The sequence below is a fragment of the Xanthomonas euroxanthea genome (assembly GCF_900476395.1).
Lineage (GTDB): Bacteria > Pseudomonadota > Gammaproteobacteria > Xanthomonadales > Xanthomonadaceae > Xanthomonas > Xanthomonas euroxanthea.
Window position 1 is genome coordinate 182,653 of the sequence record NZ_UIHB01000004.1, and the last position, 18,169, is coordinate 200,821.

An 18,169-nucleotide genomic window follows, 5' to 3' on the forward strand; every position below is an offset into this window, starting at 1 on the left:
TTCAGTGCGCGCGATCGATTACGGCAGGTCCACGCCTGCGCACACGTCCGGGCGCGCGTCCTTGAGCGGGTGCACGCCACTGGCGTCGAACTGCAACGCCGCATGCCCGGGTGCGAACCCAGGCCAGGCCGGCAAGCCCGTGGCATTCGGATTGCCCCGCTGCACGAACGCGGCCCAATAACGTTGCAGGCTCACCGGCGGCTGGCCGATCGGCAGGTCCTTGAACAGGAACGGCAGCTCGGCGCTGTGCGTGACCTGCCCGCCCGGTGCGGCGGTATCGAACACGTAATGCCACACCGGCACGCCGAGTGCGGCTTGGTGTTGGGCGACGGTCACCGCCGGGCAACGGAAGGTCAGGTCGGTGGACAGCTGCATCGCCGCATCGCCCTGACGCGCCGCACGCTGCGCCGCATGCGTGCGCTGCGCCTGCAGCACCGCATCGGCCTGCGCCGGATAGTCGCGCCGCAGCCGCGCCTGCGCACCCTGCTTGCCACCGTATTCCAGCTCCTGCGCCACATAGCCGATCAACAGCGGCACCTTGGCCTGTGCCCCCTCGGCCAGCAACGCGGCCGGCGCACGTGGCAGCACGCGTCCATCGACGACCGCCTGCAGCCAGATGTAGCCATCGTCATCCAGTGCCGGCACGTCGACGCCCTGTCCGGCCTTGATCAGCTGCTCCACCGGCAACGCGCGCAGCTGTGCCAGGCGTGTCGCAGCATCCTCGATGCCTGCGCGCCTGGCGATCTCCACACCCAGCGCGCGATTGTCCTCCAGCGAACGTGCCGGCAATCCGAACCCGGCAGTGCCGCTTTGCTCGATCGCCGCCGAGAACAGGCCACGTGCCAGCGGGCTGAGCATCAGCAAGCCCACGTCCTGGCCGCCGGCCGACTGTCCGGCGATGGTGACCCGCGCAGGATCGCCACCGAATTGCGCGATGTTGTCGCGCACCCACTGCAGTGCGGCGATCTGATCGAGCAAGGCGTAGTTGCCCGCGGCTTGGTTGTCGCCATCGCGCAGTTCCGGCAGCGACAGGAAGCCGAGCGCGCCGAGCCGGTACTGCAGCGTCACCACCAGCACGCCCTGTGCGACCAGGTTGGTCGGCAGGTGGCCGTCGGCGCCGCCGGCCACATTGGCGCCGCCATGAATCCACACGAACACCGGCAGCGGCTTGGCCGGCTGCAGCGTTGGCGTCTGCACCTCGACGTAGAGACAGTCTTCGCTGCCGCGCCTGGCCATCGCATTGTTCCAGCCCAGCGCCGGTTGCACGCATGGGGTGGCGGCCTGAGTGGCATCGCGCACCTCCGACCAGGCCGCCGCCGGTTGCGGCGGCTGCCAGCGCAATGTGCCCAATGGCGGGGCGGCAAACGGAATTGCGCGAAACACCGCACTGCCGTCGTCCTGCCATTGCCCGCGCACCACACCGTGATCGGTGCGCACCTGTGGCGGCGTGGCAGGCGTGGCAGGCGTGGACGCGGCGGCGGCGTGAGCGCCGGCGCTCGCTGCGCAGGCGGTGGCAAGCAGCCAGGCAGACAGGCGCATCACGGCGTTCCGCCCATCACACGGGCACGCCAGGCGGCCTGGAACACCGCGGTGGCCGAGGCCACGTTGAGGCTTTCGACCTTGCCGCTGCCGCGGATCGACAACTGCAGGTCGCAATCGCGCGCGAACTGGCGGTCCATGCCCTCGCTCTCCGCGCCCATCACATACACCAGCCGCTGCGGCAGCGCAGCGGCGAACACGTCCTGGCCGCCTTCCACCAGCGTGGCGGCCACCGCAAAACCGGCCTGACGCAGCTGTGCCATCGCCGTTGCCGTCTCGGGCAGCTGCACCAGCGGCACCGCCTCGGCGCCACCTTCGGCCACGCGCGCGGCTGCACCGGACAGCCCCAGCGTGGCGCCGGCAGGCAGCAACAGGCCGGCCACCCCGAAGTGCGCGGACGAGCGCAAAATCGCGCCGAAGTTGTGCGGGTTGCCCACGCCATCCAGCCACAGTGCCAGCACCGGCCCTGCCGGCAACGCAGCCAGCCAGTCCTGCAACGGTTGCGGGGCGACGCGCAGCACATCGGCCACTACGCCTTCGTGGTGCGTGCTGGCAGCGAGCTTGCTGAGATCGGCCTCCTCGACCACGCGGTAGCCGATGCGCTGGGCCACGCACCAGGCCAGCAAGGCCTTGAACTGCGGAATGCGCGCCTGGCTCAGATACAGCTTGCGCACCGCCTCCGGGCGCGCCTTGAACACCGCCTGCACGGCGTTGATGCCGTACAGCCGCAGCTCGCGCGCATTGCCGCCGGACGACGAAGCCGCGGACTGCGAAGCAGCAGGCGTGTAAGCCGTTGGCGCCTGCTGTGCCGGCGGGCGGCCTGCAGGTGCGCGCGGCGCGGCGCGGCCCCAGGGATTGTGGGCGGCGCCGGAGCTGCCGCCATCGCGCGGCGGTCGTGCGCCCCGTCCATCATGCTGTGTCATCGTCGTATCCAAGGTTCGTGTTGCTTGCCGGGTCTGCAGGCACCGTATCGCCCTTCCACCACCCAGCGGTGTTGGTCATCTGCACGCCGATGCAGCCGGCGGTGCAAACGCATGGCGACGATGGTAAGCCACTGGCATAGCCAGCCGTACACGCGGCAGCGGAAGCATGGCGTTCGAGGCCCCGCAAGGCGCGAGGCAGGGTGACCTCGACGCCGTGCAGAACACGCCCGGGATCGGCACCACTGTCGGTGATGGATCTGCGCGAATCAGCAGCGCGCAGACCCGCTCGGCCGATGCGTTCGCCGTGGCACGCAGACGCGGCTCACACCAGCGCGGCCGGCCGCCCCACCCGCGCGAACACGCGCAAATCGTGCAATCCATCCGGCTTCACGATCGCGCAGCGGCTGACGCCTTCCTCGACGAAGCCGTTGCGCAGCAGCACCCTGGCCGATGCCGGATTGGTGTCGAGCACGGTGGCCTGGACGCGATGGAGCGGCAGGGCCTGCATCGCCCAGGCCACATAAGTGGCCACGATGCGCGTCATCCAGCCACGGCCCCAGTACGCGCTGCCGATCCAGTAGCCCAGCTCGGCCGAAAAGCGCCGCTCACCCTGCCCTGGACGCGCCGCGATCGTGCCGCAGGCCTGGCCGTCGATCTCGATGGCCAGCACCGGGTGTTGCAGATCGACCACGCGTCCGGCCAGGAACGCCTCGCCATCGGCGCGCGTATACGGATGCGGAAACCGATCACTCAATCCGCGCGGTACCAACGGGTCGTTGGCGTGCAGCAACAAGGCGCCCAGGTCGTCCTGGCGCCAGCGGCGCAGCACGAAGCCCTCTCCGTGCAGCATCAATGATTCGTCCATCGCTTCATCCCTGGAGTGGCTGACAAAACGTAACGGGCAGTCGCCAGGTGGATACGGAAGGCGCGCCCGGAACCGGAGTGTACGCGTGGCACATGCCGATTCCAGGCACCGGCTGCGCGCCTGACGGTGAGCGCAGTCGTTTCGTTCGCCGCTCCGGATCGCGCAGCATCGACACCGTCGATGCTGCGCACCCCGGCCGCAAGCCGGCGACTCAGCGCCTGGCGGTCTGCGCCTGCTTGAGCGCGGCGCACAGGCGGATGGTCTCGCCGGTCTGGGCCATGCCACGGTCGGCACCGCTGAGGGTGGCCAGGCGCGGTTTGAAGAACGCATCCAGGCGGTCGGCTTCTTCCACGCTGCAGCCACCGGACGCACCCAGCGCCGGCAACCCGCCGCCATCGAACGAGCCGCTGCGCTGCACGATGCGGTCGAAGTTGGCGGTGAACCACGGCCACATCGACGCGTGCGAGGTCTCGTAACTGTGGCCGCGCGTCAGCAGGCTCTTCATCTCGCCCACCTTGATCGCATCGGTCAGCGCGAAATCACGCACCTGGGTGAGTAGCGCCGGGTCCTGCACCGCACCCAGGGCGGCGATCATGGCGTTGCGCTGCGCCGGGTCGGCGTGCGTGCGCAATGCATCGATCAGGCTCTGTACCGCCGGTGCGCCGCGCTCCTGCGCGGTCACTGCCAGTGCGGTGCCGAGCAGATCCGGATTGGCCTTGGAGAAGTCCAGCGCACCATTGCCGCCGGCCAGGACCGCATCGCCCTGCGCCAGCAGCGCCTTGCGCACCTCCGCGTTCTGCAGGCGCAGCGCGAACAGGCCGGCCAACGCCGAGCGCAAGCTGGTGTCGTCGATCGATTCGCCGCTACGCCGCGTGTAACCCAGCTGGCGCAGACGTGGCAGATAGGCCTGTTCGGCCACCTTGCGCAATGCGCCGCGCTGGGTCTCGCTGGTGGCCTGGTAGCGCCAGATCCACACGAAGCGGTTCAGCAGTGCGGTGGACACATCGGCCGACGCAGACGGCGCCAATTGCTTGAGCGCTGCCAGCACCGCGTCGCTGTCGGCATCGCCATGGCGGTAGGCCGCATCGATCGCATCGGCATAGGCCAGCTGTTCGTTGTCGTCGAGCTGGCCGACCTGCTTGCCCAGTGCGGCCAGCTGCTTCTTCGGCAAGCTGAAGCGGTAATAGCCTGCGCCACGCGCATTCGGGAACACCCAGGTGTTCTTGCCGGCGCCGTCCAGCACGATGCTGCCGCTGGCGCCGTCGAGCATCTGGCAGGCGGTACCGACCTGGTCCTTGCCCTTGCCGTACTTGACGCACACCGGCACGCCCCATTGCTGCGCGGCCGAGCCGGTGGAGCCCAGCGGCAGGTAGCGCTGCTGCTGCAGCCTGACCACGGTCTTGCCGCCTTCGCTGGCGAGCTGGGTCTGCAGGTACGGCACGCCCGGCTGATTGAGGAAGCTGCGGAATGCGGCCTTGAACTCTTCGCCCTTGCCGGCGGCGGCGGCGATCGCATCGACCAGATCGTCGGCGGTGGCGTTGCCGAATTTATGCTTGGCGATGTAGGCGCGCATGCCCTCGCGGAACACATCTTCGCCGACGAAGGCTTCGAACATCGCCAGCACCGCCGCACCCTTCTGGTAGGTGATGCCGTCGAAGGCGGTTTCGATATCGCCGTTGCCGGTGATCGGCTGGCGGATCTTGCGCGCGCTGACCAGGCTGTCGTTGTCCATCGCATGCTGGGCACCGGCGATGCGGTCCAGATTGGCGCGGTATTCCGGGTGCAGCTGCATGGTGATCTTCTGCTGCATCCAGGTGGCAAACGCCTCGTTCAACCACAGGTCGTCCCACCATTCCATGGTGACGGCGTCGCCGGTCCACTGGTGGGCCAGCTCATGGGCATTGGTGTTGAAGGAGCGCTGCACGTTCTCTGCCGGCGAGTCCTTGTCCAGCAGCAGCAGCCAGTCGCGGAAGGTGACAAACCCGGGGTTTTCCATCGCACCGGCGCTGAAGTCCGGGGCGGCGACCAGATCGAGCTTGTCGAACGGATACCCGAAGGCGTAATAGTCCTCCAGCGCGGCGATGATCGCCGGGGTCTGGTCCAGCGCCGGGGTAATGCGCGGACCCTGGCCCTTGGCGGCAATGCCGCGCAACGGGGTCGGATTGGGGCGCTGCGGGGTGGCCGGCATGGCCGGCACGTCCACCACGTCCCACGGGCCGGCGGCGTAGGCAACCAGGTAGGTCGGCAGCGGCACGGTCGGAGCGAAGCTCACCGTCTTCCAGCCTTTGCCGGCCGGCTTGGTCGAGGTGGCGATGGTGTTGGCCAGCGCCTGGTCGTCGGTGGGCACGGTCAGGCTGAGGTCGAACGGGGTCTTGAACGCCGGCTCGTCGAAACCGGGGAACGCATAGCGCGCGCTGATCGGCTCCATCTGCGTCATCGCATAGGCCTGGCCCTGGTACTTCACCTGATACAGGCCCTGCAGCTGCTGGTTGAGCGGCGCGCTGTAGACGATGTCCACGGTGAGCGTCTGCGGCTGCAGCGTGCGGCCGAAATCCAGGCGCACCACGCCGGTCTGCGCATCGGCTTGCACGTAGCGTGCGGTCAGCGCCTTGCCCTTGACCGGCGTGACCGTGACCTTGCTGACCTTCAATTCCTTGCCGTGCAGCCAGAGATGGTCGGAGGCCTGCTTGAGCTGCACGCGGATGCTGCTGCGGCCGCTGAACTCGGCCTGGTCCGGGTCGATCTTGAACGCCAGGCTGTAGCGCTCGGGCACCGCCCAGGCCGGCAGGCGGCCATTGGGGACCGGCTCGCCGGAGGACTGCGCCAGCGCGGTGCCGCAGCACAGCGCAAGGAGAGAGGGAGCAAGCAGGCAGGCAAGACGACGCATTGGCGATTCCGGGCAGGGTAACCGCCGAAGTCGACCATAGCCGGGCATGACTGTCATGTGACCTTAGTCATTGCGCAACGACGCGGCGGCTGCGCAGACACCTACACGGCAGGCACGGGCATGGCACTGCAGCCCGTCAGCAGCCTGCCGTGCTCAGGCGTGCCCGCCTACCGACGGCGTCTGCGCCTCCAGGGTTTCCAGCTCGCGCGCCACCGCTTCGGGCGACTTGGTGAATGGCGCGATCAGGCTGTAGAACGCCGGCACCACGTACAGCGACAGCAAGGTGGACAGCGACACGCCGAAGATCACCACCACGCCGATCGTGGCGCGGCTGGCCGAGCCGGGCCCGCCGGCCACCACCAGCGGAATCGCGCCGACCACGGTGGCGATCGAGGTCATCAGGATCGGACGCAGGCGCACCGATGCCGATTCCACGATCGCCTCATGCACGCTGCGCCCTTCGTCGCGTAACTGATTGGCGAACTCCACGATCAGGATGCCGTTCTTGGCCGCCAGCCCCACCAGCATCACGATGCCGATCTGGCTGAACAGGTTGAGCGTGCCGCCGGTGAGCCACAGGCCGACCAGCGCGCCGAGCACCGCCAGCGGCACGGTGAGCATGATCACCAGCGGATGGGCGAAGCTCTCGAACTGCGCGGCCAGCACCAGGTACACCACCAGCAGGGCCATGCCGAAGGTCAGCAATACCGCGCTGCCGGATTGCTGGTACTCGCGCGATTCGCCCTTCCAGTCCACCTGCGCATACTCGGGCAGTTCCTCGCGCGCGGCCTGCTGCGCCCAGGCAATCGCCTCGCCGAGCGGGTAGCCCGGCGCCAGGCCGGCACTGATGGTGATCGCACGCAGGCGGTTGAAGCGATTGAGGGTACCGGCCTCGGCCACTTCGCTGAGCGTGACCAGGTTGGACAGCGGAATCAGCTCGCCACGCGTGGAGCGCACGCGGATGGCGGTGAGGTCTTCCGGCGCCATGCGGCCCTCGCGCCCGGCCTGCAGCATCACGTCGTACTCCTCGCCGTTGTCCACGAACGTGGTGACGCGGCGCGAGCCCATCATCGCTTCCAGCGCGCCACCGATCGCGGTGACCGGCACGCCCAGGTCGGCCGCACGCAGGCGGTCGATGTTCACGCGCATCTGCGGGCGGGTTTCCTTGTAGTCCGAGTCCGGGCCGACCAGGCCGGGATTGGCTTCCATGCGCTGCAGGATGCGGTCGCGCCACTGCGCGATCTCCGCATAATCCGGCCCGCCCAGCACCAGCTGGAACGGCTGGCCGCGGCTGCGCACCAGGCCGCCACTCACCTGCGTGCGTGCACGCACGCCGCTGAGCACATTGAGTTTCTGCTGCAGCTCGTCGGCCACTTCGGTGGTCGGGCGCGTGCGTTTTTCCCAGTCCTGCAGGAACACGCTGACCCGGCCGGTATGCATTTCCTCGCTGCTGCCGAAGCCTCCGGGCACGCGCGGGTTGGCGCGCACGATCGGCTTGTCCGGGCCCACGTAAGGGCCGAGGATCGCCTCGACCTGATGCATCTGCCCCACGGTGTAATCGAAGCCAGCGCCCTCGGGCCCGTCGATCATGATCTGGAAATTGCCGCGGTCTTCGGCCGGGGCCAGCTCGGAGGGAATCCGGCCCATCAACCACGCGCTGGCCCCCAGCGCCAACAGCATCAGCAGCGCGAAGATCCAGGTGCGATGCACATGCCGCTCCAGCGAGCGCCCGTACGCGCCGGACACCGCCTGCATGCGGCCATCGAACCAGCGATGGAAGCGATTGGGTTTGGCCTGCCCATGCGAGCGCAACAGCTTGGACGACATCATCGGCGTCAGCGTCAGCGCCACGAAGGCCGAGATCGCCACCGCCGCTGCCAATGCCACCGCCAGCTCGCGGAACAGGCGCCCGGTATTGCCTTCCAGAAAGCCCACCGGCAGGAACACCGCCACCAGCACCGCGGTGGTGGCAATCACCGCGAAGGCAACCTGCCCGGTACCGCGCCTGGCGGCCACCAGCGGCGGCTCGCCCAGGTCAATGCGGCGCTGGATGTTTTCCACCACCACGATCGCATCGTCCACCACCAGCCCGATACACAGCACCAGCGCGAGCAAGGTCAGCAGGTTGATCGAAAAATCGAACGCGTACAGCGCGATGAATGCGGCGATCAGACACACCGGCACCGTCACCGCCGGAATCAGCGCCGCGCGTGCACTGCCCAGGAACACCCAGATCACCACCAGCACCAGCACCACCGCTTCGATCAGCGTGTGGTACACGCGCTCCACCGCCGCATCGATAAACGTCGTGGTGTCGAAGGCGACGAAGATGTTGGTGCCCTGCGGCAGCGACTTCTGTACCTCGTCGGCCTGCGCGCGTGCCTCGCGTGCAACGTCCAGCGCGTTGGCGGTGGAGTTGCGCACGATGCCCAGGCCCACATTGGGCACGCCGTTGCTCTGGAAGTAGGCGCGGCGCTCGGCCGAGGTCAGCTCCACCCTGGCCACGTCGCCCAGGCGCACCACATAGCCGCCCTCGCCCTTGCTGAGCGGCAGCTTGGCAAAGTCCTCGGGCTTGAGATAACTGCGCTCCACGCGCAGGGTGAAATCGCGCTGCGCCGATTCGATGCTGCCGGCCGGCAGCTCCACGTTCTCGTTCTGCAGCGCCGCTTCCACATCGGCCACGGTGAGTTCACGCGCGGCCAGTTGATCGCGGTCCAGCCAGATGCGCATCGCATAGCGCTGGCGCCCGCCGATACGCACCTGCGCCACGCCGTCCAGGCTGGAGAAGCGGTCCACTACGTAGCGCTCGGCGTAGTCGGACAGCTGCAGCGTGTCCATCGTGCTGGAGCTCATGTTGAGCCACAGGATGGGGTCGGCGTCGGCCTCGACCTTGGAAATCTCCGGCGGGCGCGCCTGGTCGGGCATGCGGTCGGAGACGCGGCTGACCGCATCGCGCACGTCGTTGGCGGCCGCTTCCACATCGCGCGACTGCACGAATTCGATACTGATGTCGGACGAGCCATTGCGGCTGCGCGCCTCGATGGTCTCGATGCCTTCGATGCCGGCCAGCGCGTCTTCCAGCACCTGGGTGATGCGGCTCTCTACCACCGCCGCCGACGCGCCGGTGTATTCCACATCCACCGACACGATCGGCGGGTCGATCGCCGGCAACTCGCGCAAGGTGAGCCGGGTGAACGACATCACCCCCAGCACGATCAGCAGCAGGCTCATCACCACCGCCATCACCGGGCGGGTAATGGACAGGTCGGAGAGTTTCATCGGGCTGCCTGCGGGCGCGCGGCTGCCGGTGTCGATGCAGGCACGGGCGCGGCCTGGTCGACCACCTTCAGCCCCGGACGCAGCTTGCCGGTGCCGTCCACCACGATGCGCTCACCGGCCTTGACCCCGTCGAGAATTTCCACCTTGCCGTCGCGGCGCTCGCCCAGGCGCACGTCGGCGCGCTCCACGCTGCTGTCGGGCTTGACCCGGAACACGTAGGACTCGCGCCCCACCTGCACCACCGCGATCTCCGGGATCACCACCGCCTGCCGCGCCGGCTGGATCAGCCGCACATCCAGCAACATGCCCGGGCGCAGCCGGCGATCGCCGTTGGGGAAATCCGCCCGCACCGTCACCGAACGGGTGGTCTCGTCGATACGCGAATCGATCGCCGCCACCACGCCTTCGAACTGCTGGCCCGGGTACGCCGCCGCGGTGCCGTTGACGGTATTGCCGAGCTGCACCAGCCCGAACTGCGATTCCGGTACCTGGAAGTCCACGTACATGCGCGCCACATCGTCCAGCGTGGCGATCACCGTGCTGGAGGTGATCAACGAGCCCGGGCTGATCTGGCGGATGCCGAGCACGCCGGAGAACGGCGCACGCACCTCACGGTCGGTGATCTCCGCGCGCATCTGCTGCACGCGCGCCTGCGCCGCGTCGCGCAGCGCGCGTTGCGTATCGACAGTGGACTTGGCCACCAGTTGCTGGCCAACCAGGCTCAACTGGCGCCGGTACAGCTGGTCGGTTTCCTCGAAGGTGGCCTGGGCCGCGGTCAGCGCCGCCTGCTGCGAGTTGCCGCGTAGCCGCAGCAGCAGTTGCCCGGCCTTGACCTCGTCGCCACTGTCGAAGTTGACCTGCTCGACCACATCGCTCACCGCCGCGGTCAGCGCCACCGATTCGCGCGCACGCACGGTGGCGATCGACTGCACGGTCGAGTTCCAGGGCTGGGTGGTCACCGCCTGCACAGAGACCGGGATGGGTTTGGCGGCGGCCGGCGCGGCGGCCTGACGGCTGCAACCGGCCAGCGTGACGGCCAACAAGAGCGCTGCGCCGAAACGCGCGCTGGGTCGAACAAGCATCAGAACATCCTGGCGGGGTACGTCGAAAGTTTAACGACCTAGCCGCCATGGAGTTGACAGAAAGGGCGTGCTTTGCACCATGACCAAAGACCCTTGCTGTCGTCGGCGCGATGCGCTGGTCAGCGTTCCAAGTCGAGGAACTCGAGCACATGGCGCGCCAGCGCCTCCACGTTCTCACCATCGGCGTGAAGATGGATCTCCGGCGCCTCCGGTGCCTCGTAGGGCGAATCGATGCCGGTGAAGTTGGGGATCTGCCCGGCCCGTGCCTTGCGGTACAGCCCCTTCACATCGCGCGCCTCGGCAACCGCCAGCGGCACGTCCACGAATACCTCGACAAATTCCCCGTCGTCGAACCGCTCGCGCGCCAGTTGCCGCTCGGCACGGAACGGCGAGATGAAGCTCACCAGCACGATCAGGCCGGCATCGGCCATCAGCCGCGCCACCTCGGCCACGCGGCGGATGTTTTCCACCCGGTCTTCGTCGGTGAAGCCCAGATCGCGGTTGAGCCCGTGGCGCACGTTGTCGCCGTCCAGGATGAAGGTGTGATAGCCCAGCGCATGCAGGCGCTTGTCGACCAGGTTGGCGACCGTGGATTTGCCCGCGCCCGACAAACCGGTGAACCACAGCACGCGCGGCGCCTGGCCCTTGATGCGCGCACGCGCGGCGCGATCCACATCCAGGTGCTGCCAGTGCACGTTGCCGGCGCGGCGCAGCGCGAACTCCAGCGTGCCGGCGGCCACGGTGGCATTGCTCTGCCGGTCGATCAGGATGAAGCCGCCCAGCACGCGGTTGCGCGCATACGGCGAGAACGCGATCGGCTCGTCCAGCGCCAGATTGCAGTAGCCCACTTCATTGAGCTCCAGCCGCTTGGCGGCCAGCCGCTCCTGCGTGTTCACATCGACCTTGTGCTTGATCTCGCTGATGCTCGCGGTGACGTTACGCGTGCCGATCTTGAGCCAGTACGGGCGGCCCGGCAGCAAGGCGGCATCGTCCATCCACAGCAGATGCGCGGCGAACTGGTCGGCCACTTCCGGCGGGTCGTCGACGGCGGCGATGATGTCGCCGCGGCTGATGTCGATCTCCTCGCGCAAGGTCAACGTGACCGCCTGGCCGGCGCGTGCGCTGTCCACCTCGCCGTTGGCATCCAGCACCGAGGCCACCTGCGTGCGGCGGCCGGACGGCACCACCACCACGGCATCGCCCACGCGCACCTGCCCGGCCGCGATGGTGCCAGCATAGCCACGAAAGTGCTGGTGGGGACGATTGACCCACTGCACCGGCAGCCGGAAGCCGCTGCCGGCTTCCGGCGCCTGCACGTGCACGGTGTCGAGATGCTGCAGCAGATGCGGGCCGCGGTACCAGGGCATCCGCGTCGATGGGCTGGACAGGTTGTCGCCAGCCAGTGCCGACAACGGAATGCATTGCACATCGGCAATGCCCAACTGCGCGGCCAGCGCGCGATAGCCCTCGACGATGTCGGAAAACACCTGTGCGTCGTAGTCCACCAGGTCCATCTTGTTGACCGCCAGCACCACGTGGCCGATGCCCAGCAACGACACGATGTAGCTGTGCCGGCGCGTCTGCGCCAGCAAGCCCTTGCGCGCGTCCACCAGCACCACCGCGACATCGGCAGTGGATGCGCCGGTGGCCATGTTGCGCGTGTACTGCTCGTGCCCGGGGCAGTCGGCGACGATGAACTTGCGCCGGTCGGTATCGAAATAGCGATACGCCACGTCGATGGTGATGCCCTGCTCGCGCTCGGCGGCCAGCCCGTCCATCAACAACGCATAGTCGATCCCTTCGCCCTGCGTGCCATGCCGGCGGCTATCGCTCTGCAGCGCGGCAAGCTGATCGTCGAACAGGCGCTTGCTGTCGTACAGCAACCGCCCGATCAGCGTGCTCTTGCCATCGTCCACGCTGCCGCAGGTGATGAAGCGCAGCAGCGGCTTGGATTCGTGTTGATGCAGGTAGGCGCCGATGGCGCCGGGAATCGGGAGTCGGGAATCGGGAATCGCAAAGGCGTCCTCCTCCGTCGTAACGTCTGCAGCAAACTGCTGTTGCGAATCCCCAATCCCCAATCCCGATTCCCTGCCCATCAAAAATACCCCTCAAGCTTCTTCTGCTCCATCGACGCACCGGGCGCATGGTCGATCATGCGGCCCTGGCGTTCGGAGCTGGTGCTGACCAGCATTTCGGCGATCACCGCTTCCAGCGTGTCTGCGGTCGATTCGATCGCGCCGGTCAGCGGATAGCAGCCCAGCGTGCGGAAGCGCACCGAGCGCAGTTGCGGCGTCTCGCCCGGGTGCAACGGCAGGCGGTCGTCGTCGACCATGATCCAGGCGCCGTCGCGCTCCACCACCGGGCGCGGCGCGGCGAAGTACAGCGGCACCACCGGGATCGCCTCGCGGTAGATGTACAGCCAGATATCCAGCTCGGTCCAGTTGGACAGCGGAAACACCCGCACGCTTTCGCCGGGCCTGGTGCGCGCGTTGTACAGGTTCCACAGCTCCGGGCGCTGATTCTTGGGGTCCCAGCGATGCCGCGCGTTGCGGAACGAGAACACGCGCTCCTTGGCGCGCGATTTCTCCTCGTCGCGGCGCGCCCCGCCGATCGCCGCATCGAAACCGCCCTGCTCCAGCGCCTGCTTCAGGCCCTGGGTCTTCATGATGTCGGTATGTACCGCCGCACCGTGGCTGATCGGGCCGACGTCCTGGGCGATGCCGTCGGGGTTGATGTGCACGCGCAGGTCCACGCCGGTCTCGGCCGCGCGGCGGTCGCGGAAGGCGATCATCTCGCCGAACTTCCAGCGCGTGTCCACATGCAGCAACGGAATCGGTGGCGGCGACGGCGCGAAGGCCTTGAGCAGCAGGTGCAGCAGCACCGAGCTGTCCTTGCCCACCGAATACAGCATCACCGGGGCCCGGAATTCGGCGGCGACCTCGCGCAGGATATGGATGCTTTCGGCCTCGAGCCGATCCAGGTGTGACAGGGGCAACAGGGTCATCGGGGTGTCGTGGGCGTCGGCGGGGCAGACCAGCCGATGGTAGGGCAAGGCGCCGCAGTGTGTGGCGCCGGCCGCCCGCACCCAAATAAGCGGCCGGCATAACGCGATAACGGCTCATCCTTTCTGGCCGCGGCAACGCATCCCTAACATCGCTGGTCTCATCAACCGCCCTGGATCCGAATGACCGCCGCCAGTTCCGCGCTACCGCCCAGCCCCTTGCCCGACGAGCGCAAGGCGCTGCTGGAACGGTTGGTCGACGGCCTGGATGCCGCGTCGCTGTGGTGGCTGTCCGGCTACACCGCCGGCCTGGCGCAGGGCCAGCCGCCGCGCTCGCTGGCGGTGCTGCCGGGCGGGCAGCCGCATGCGCCGGCGCAGGAGAGCCAGCGCCTGACCGTGCTGTACGGCAGCCAGACCGGCAATGCCCGCCGGGAAGCCGAGCAGCTGGTAGCCGAGGCCGAGGCCGCCGGCCTGAGCGTGCGCCTGCTGCGCGCCGACCAGTACCCCACCCGCGAGCTGGCCAGCGAGCGGCTGCTCTACGTGGTCATCAGCACCCAGGGCGAGGGCGACCCACCGGACGATGCGATCGGGCTGGTGGAATTCCTGGCCAGCCGCCGCGCGCCCAAGCTGCCCGAGCTCAAATACGCGGTGCTGGGCCTGGGCGATTCCAGTTACGCGGAATTCTGCGGCATCGCCCGCCGCATCGACGACCGTCTGGCCGAACTTGGCGGCAGCCGCGTGCAGCCACGCGGCGAAGCCGATCTGGATATCGACAGCGTCGCTGCGCCCTGGCGCGCACAAGCGCTCAAGCACGCACGCGAACAGCTCAAGAGCGGCCCGCCATCGGCCACCATCACGCCGTTGCGCAGCAGCGCGGCAGCGCCGGTGTGGTCGCATCAGCAGCCCTTCCCCGCCGAATTGCTGGCCAACCAGATCGTCAGCGGGCGCGACTTCAAGGGCCCGCGGTTCCGCGTCTATGCCGTGCCGAGCAAGCGCGTGCGCCATCTGGAATTTTCGCTGGAAGGCAGCGGGCTGAGCTATGAGCCCGGCGATGCGCTGGGCGTCCGCCATCGCAATCCGCCCGCGCTGGTGGATACGGTGCTGCAGACGCTGCGCCTAGATGGTCATGCCGCGGTCACCGTCGGCGAAGAGACGCTGGCCTTGCACGAGTGGCTGGCCACCCGGCGCGAACTGACCAAGCTGTCGCGGCCGCTGCTGGCCGCCCATGCCGAGCGTGCACGCGCCGACGAGCTGCAGGCGCTGCTCACCCCGACCCAGACCGCCGGCCTGGCGTCACTACTCGCCGATCACCAGCTGATCGACGTGCTGCGACGCTGGCCGGCGGATTGGGACCATGCCGGCCTGCTGGCCGCGCTGCGTCCGCTCACCCCGCGCCTGTACTCGATCGCCTCCAGCCGCAAGCGCGTGGGCGAGGAAGTGCACCTGGTGGTGGACGAACTCACCTACCAGGCGCACGGGCATGCGCACCTGGGCTCGGCCAGCGGCTTTCTTGCCGCACTGCGCGAAGGCGATACCGCGCCGGTCTACATCGAGCCGAACGAGCGCTTCCGGGTGCCGGCCGATACCGATCGCGACATCCTGATGATCGGCCCGGGCACCGGCGTGGCGCCGTTCCGTGGCTTCGTGCAGGAACGCGCCGAAACCGGCGCCAAGGGCCGCAACTGGCTGTTCTTCGGCGCCCAGCATTTCAATACCGATTTCCTCTATCAGGCCGAATGGCAGCAGGCCTTGCAGCGCGGCGAACTGCACGCGCTGGAAGTCGCGTTCTCGCGCGACCAGGCGGAAAAGATCTACGTGCAGCATCGCCTGCGCGCGCGCGGCGCCGAGGTCTATGCCTGGCTGCAGGGCGGCGCGCACCTGTACGTCTGCGGCGCCATCGGCATGGGCAAGGATGTGCACGCCGCCCTGCTCGACATCGTCGCCACCCACGGCGCCCTGGATGCGGAAGCCGCTGCGGCGTATCTCACCCAGCTGCAGGTGGAGGGGCGGTATGCGCGCGATGTCTATTAGGGCCGGGAATCGGGAGTGGGGAATCGGGAATCGGTACAGCCCGCAACTGAATTCTCCCGGCAGATCAAGCCGCTTCTTACGATTCCCCATTCCCGACTCCCGATTCCCATGACCCATTCCGTCGAAGACATCAAATCCGAAAGTCGCCGTCTGCGCGGGTCGCTGGAACAGAGCCTGGCCGATGCGGTGACCGGGGCGTTGCGCGAGGACGATCAGACCCTGATCAAGTACCACGGCAGCTACCAGCAGGACGATCGCGATATCCGCGATGAGCGGCGTCGGCAAAAGCTCGAACCGGCGTATCAGTTCATGATCCGCACGCGTACGCCGGGCGGGGTGATCTCGCCCACGCAATGGCTGGCGCTGGATGACATCGCCACGCGGTACGCCAATCATTCGCTGCGCATCACCACGCGCCAGGCGTTCCAGTTCCATGGCGTGATCAAGCGCGAACTCAAGGCGACCATGCAGGCGATCAATGCCACCTTGATCGACACGCTGGCCGCCTGCGGCGATGTCAATCGCAACGTGCAGGTCGCTGCCAATCCACTGCTGTCGCAGGCGCATGCCACGCTGTATGCCGATGCCGCGCGGGTGTCCGAGCATCTGTTGCCCAATACCCGGGCGTATTACGAAATCTGGCTGGACGAAGAGCGCGTGTCCGGCTCCGGCAACGAAGAAGAACCGATCTACGGCGACCGTTATCTGCCGCGCAAGTTCAAGATCGGTTTCGCCGCGCCGCCGCTCAACGATGTGGACGTGTTCGCCAACGACCTGGGCTTCATCGCGATCCTGCGCGAGGGCGAGTTGCTCGGCTACAACGTCAGCATCGGCGGCGGCATGGGCGCCAGCCACGGCGATGCGGAAACCTGGCCGCGCGTGGCCAATGTCATCGGATTTGTCACCCGCGACCAGTTGCTGGAGGTGGCCACCGCCGTGGTCACCACCCAGCGCGACTTCGGCAACCGTGCGGTGCGCAAGCGCGCGCGCTTCAAGTACACCATCGACGATCATGGCCTGGACATCATCGTGGCCGAGATCGAACGCCGTGCCGGCGTTGCGCTGCAAGCTGCCAGGCCGTTCGCGTTCGAGCACAACGGTGACCGCTACGGCTGGGTCGAGGGCGACGACGGCCTGTCGCATCTGACCCTGGCTTTGCCGGCCGGGCGCATCGCCGATACCGACACCGCCGCACATCTGAGCGGCCTGCGGGCGATTGCGCAATTGAACGTCGGCCAGTTCCGCATGACGCCCAACCAGAACCTGGTCATCGCCGGGGTGCTGGCCAGCGAGCGCGCACGCATCGATGCCCTGGTCGCCCAGTACGGCCTGGATGCCGGCAATCGCGCGCCCACCGCGCTGGCACGCGGCGCAATGGCCTGCGTGGCGCTGCCGACCTGCGGCCTGGCGATGGCCGAGGCCGAACGTTACCTGCCCGACTTCAGCGCGGCGTTGCAGCCGGTGCTGGAACAGCACGGACTGGCCGACACCCCGATCGTGCTGCGCCTGTCCGGCTGCCCGAATGGCTGCTCGCGCCCGTATCTGGCCGAGATCGCGCTGGTGGGAAAGGCACCGGGCCGCTACAACCTGATGCTGGGCGGCGATCGCCGCGGCCAGCGCCTGAACACGCTGTACCGCGAAAACATCACCGAAGCGGACATCCTCGCCGCGCTCGAGCCGCTGCTGGCGCGTTATGCAACCGAACGCGACCAGGCCGGTGACGAAGGCTTTGGCGACTTCCTGCACCGCAGCGGCCTAATCGCGCTGCCGCCCTACCCCACACACCGTCACCTCGACCTGGAACTGCTCGCATGACCGCGCTGCCCGCTGCATCGATCACTGCATCCGCGCTGGACGACCTGGACGCGCTCAACGCGCAGCTGGAGGGCCTGCACGCCGACGAGCGCGTGGCCTGGGCACTGCAGCACGGCCCGCAGGAGGCCGCGCTGTCGTCCAGTTTTGGCGCCCAGTCGGCGGTCACCTTGCACCTGCTCACCCGGCAGCGCCCGGACATTCCGGTGATCCTGGTCGATACCGGCTACCTGTTCCCGGAAACCTACCGGTTTGCCGACGCGCTGGCCGACCGGCTCAACCTCAACCTCAAGGTCTATCGCCCGCTGGTCAGCCGTGCCTGGATGGAGGCGCGCCACGGCCGCCTGTGGGAACAGGGCATGGTCGGCATCGACCAGTACAACAACCTGCGCAAGGTCGAGCCGATGCGCCGCGCCTTGGACGAGCTCAACGTGGGCACCTGGTTCACCGGCCTGCGCCGCAGCCAGTCCGGCGGACGTGCACAGACGCCGATCGTGCAAAAGCGTGGCGAGCGCTACAAGGTCAGCCCGATTGCCGACTGGACCGACCGCGACGTGTGGCAGTACCTGCAGGCGCACGACCTGCCGTATCACCCGCTGTGGGAACAAGGCTACGTGTCCATCGGCGACTTCCACACCACGCGCCGCTGGGAACCGGGCATGCGCGAAGAAGACACGCGCTTCTTCGGGCTGAAGCGCGAGTGCGGCATCCACGAGGACATCTGAGCACCACGCATCGCGCGCTCGTTAC

11 protein-coding genes and 1 other RNA gene are annotated in these 18,169 nt (G+C 68.0%); 3 read left to right on the plus strand and 9 right to left on the minus strand.

Features of this window, described 5'->3' with window-relative positions; translation table 11 throughout:
- Nucleotides 1-18 precede the first annotated feature (18 nt).
- From CPBF1521_RS13225 to cysD, 9 genes are all read right to left on the minus strand, one after another.
- Complete coding sequence (locus tag CPBF1521_RS13225) at nucleotides 19-1,539, minus strand: carboxylesterase/lipase family protein (protein ID WP_115677282.1); 1,521 nt, start codon at nucleotides 1,537-1,539, stop codon at nucleotides 19-21.
- Entirely contained in the window at nucleotides 1,539-2,462 is a 924-nt protein-coding gene (locus tag CPBF1521_RS13230; RefSeq protein ID WP_115677283.1) for a TrmH family RNA methyltransferase, read from the minus strand. The genes CPBF1521_RS13225 and CPBF1521_RS13230 overlap by 1 nt, the downstream gene beginning before the upstream one ends.
- A gap of 322 nt (nucleotides 2,463-2,784) precedes the next feature.
- Entirely contained in the window at nucleotides 2,785-3,327 is a 543-nt protein-coding gene (locus tag CPBF1521_RS13235) for a GNAT family N-acetyltransferase (protein WP_115677284.1), read from the minus strand.
- Nucleotides 3,328-3,344: 17 nt separating this feature from the next.
- A non-coding RNA gene (locus CPBF1521_RS13240) (sX9 sRNA) lies at nucleotides 3,345-3,421 on the minus strand.
- Between the two features lie 117 nt (nucleotides 3,422-3,538).
- Entirely contained in the window at nucleotides 3,539-6,214 is a 2,676-nt protein-coding gene (locus CPBF1521_RS13245) for a M1 family metallopeptidase (protein ID WP_115677285.1), read from the minus strand.
- Nucleotides 6,215-6,367: 153 nt separating this feature from the next.
- Entirely contained in the window at nucleotides 6,368-9,493 is a 3,126-nt protein-coding gene (locus tag CPBF1521_RS13250) for an efflux RND transporter permease subunit (protein WP_115677286.1), read from the minus strand.
- Nucleotides 9,490-10,575 carry an efflux RND transporter periplasmic adaptor subunit gene (locus tag CPBF1521_RS13255; protein ID WP_115677287.1) on the minus strand — a complete coding sequence of 362 codons (1,086 nt, stop codon included), beginning with the start codon at nucleotides 10,573-10,575 and terminating at the stop codon, nucleotides 9,490-9,492. Before CPBF1521_RS13255 ends, CPBF1521_RS13250 begins: the two co-directional genes overlap by 4 nt.
- 119 nt (nucleotides 10,576-10,694) lie before the next feature.
- Complete coding sequence (gene cysN / locus CPBF1521_RS13260) at nucleotides 10,695-12,671, minus strand: sulfate adenylyltransferase subunit CysN (protein ID WP_104583682.1); 1,977 nt, start codon at nucleotides 12,669-12,671, stop codon at nucleotides 10,695-10,697.
- Complete coding sequence (gene cysD, locus CPBF1521_RS13265; protein WP_104583683.1) at nucleotides 12,671-13,579, minus strand: sulfate adenylyltransferase subunit CysD; 909 nt, start codon at nucleotides 13,577-13,579, stop codon at nucleotides 12,671-12,673. Before cysD ends, cysN begins: the two co-directional genes overlap by 1 nt.
- Nucleotides 13,580-13,759: 180 nt before the next feature.
- Here cysD and CPBF1521_RS13270 point away from each other — a divergent pair, with 180 nt between their 5' ends.
- From CPBF1521_RS13270 to CPBF1521_RS13280, 3 genes are all read left to right on the plus strand, one after another.
- On the plus strand, nucleotides 13,760-15,607 hold the full coding sequence (locus CPBF1521_RS13270; protein ID WP_115677288.1) for an assimilatory sulfite reductase (NADPH) flavoprotein subunit: 1,848 nt from the start codon (nucleotides 13,760-13,762) through the stop codon (nucleotides 15,605-15,607).
- Nucleotides 15,608-15,715: 108 nt separating this feature from the next.
- Nucleotides 15,716-17,422: an assimilatory sulfite reductase (NADPH) hemoprotein subunit gene (gene cysI, locus CPBF1521_RS13275; protein ID WP_115677289.1), complete on the plus strand. Its 1,707-nt coding sequence runs from the start codon at nucleotides 15,716-15,718 to the stop codon at nucleotides 17,420-17,422.
- Entirely contained in the window at nucleotides 17,419-18,144 is a 726-nt protein-coding gene (locus CPBF1521_RS13280; protein WP_115677290.1) for a phosphoadenylyl-sulfate reductase, read from the plus strand. The genes cysI and CPBF1521_RS13280 overlap by 4 nt, the downstream gene beginning before the upstream one ends.
- Nucleotides 18,145-18,169: the final 25 nt, after the last annotated feature.

Coding starts and splice junctions, on each gene's coding strand:
- CPBF1521_RS13270 (WP_115677288.1), top strand. CDS start 13,760: ATGACCGCCGCCAGTTCCGCGCTACCGCCCAGCCCCTTGCCCGACGAG.
- cysI (WP_115677289.1), top strand. CDS start 15,716: ATGACCCATTCCGTCGAAGACATCAAATCCGAAAGTCGCCGTCTGCGC.
- CPBF1521_RS13225 (WP_115677282.1), bottom strand. CDS start 1,539: ATGCGCCTGTCTGCCTGGCTGCTTGCCACCGCCTGCGCAGCGAGCGCC.
- CPBF1521_RS13250 (WP_115677286.1), bottom strand. CDS start 9,493: ATGAAACTCTCCGACCTGTCCATTACCCGCCCGGTGATGGCGGTGGTG.
- cysD (WP_104583683.1), bottom strand. CDS start 13,579: ATGACCCTGTTGCCCCTGTCACACCTGGATCGGCTCGAGGCCGAAAGC.
- CPBF1521_RS13255 (WP_115677287.1), bottom strand. CDS start 10,575: ATGCTTGTTCGACCCAGCGCGCGTTTCGGCGCAGCGCTCTTGTTGGCC.
- CPBF1521_RS13280 (WP_115677290.1), top strand. CDS start 17,419: ATGACCGCGCTGCCCGCTGCATCGATCACTGCATCCGCGCTGGACGAC.
- CPBF1521_RS13230 (WP_115677283.1), bottom strand. CDS start 2,462: ATGACACAGCATGATGGACGGGGCGCACGACCGCCGCGCGATGGCGGC.
- CPBF1521_RS13235 (WP_115677284.1), bottom strand. CDS start 3,327: ATGGACGAATCATTGATGCTGCACGGAGAGGGCTTCGTGCTGCGCCGC.
- CPBF1521_RS13245 (WP_115677285.1), bottom strand. CDS start 6,214: ATGCGTCGTCTTGCCTGCCTGCTTGCTCCCTCTCTCCTTGCGCTGTGC.
- cysN (WP_104583682.1), bottom strand. CDS start 12,671: ATGGGCAGGGAATCGGGATTGGGGATTGGGGATTCGCAACAGCAGTTT.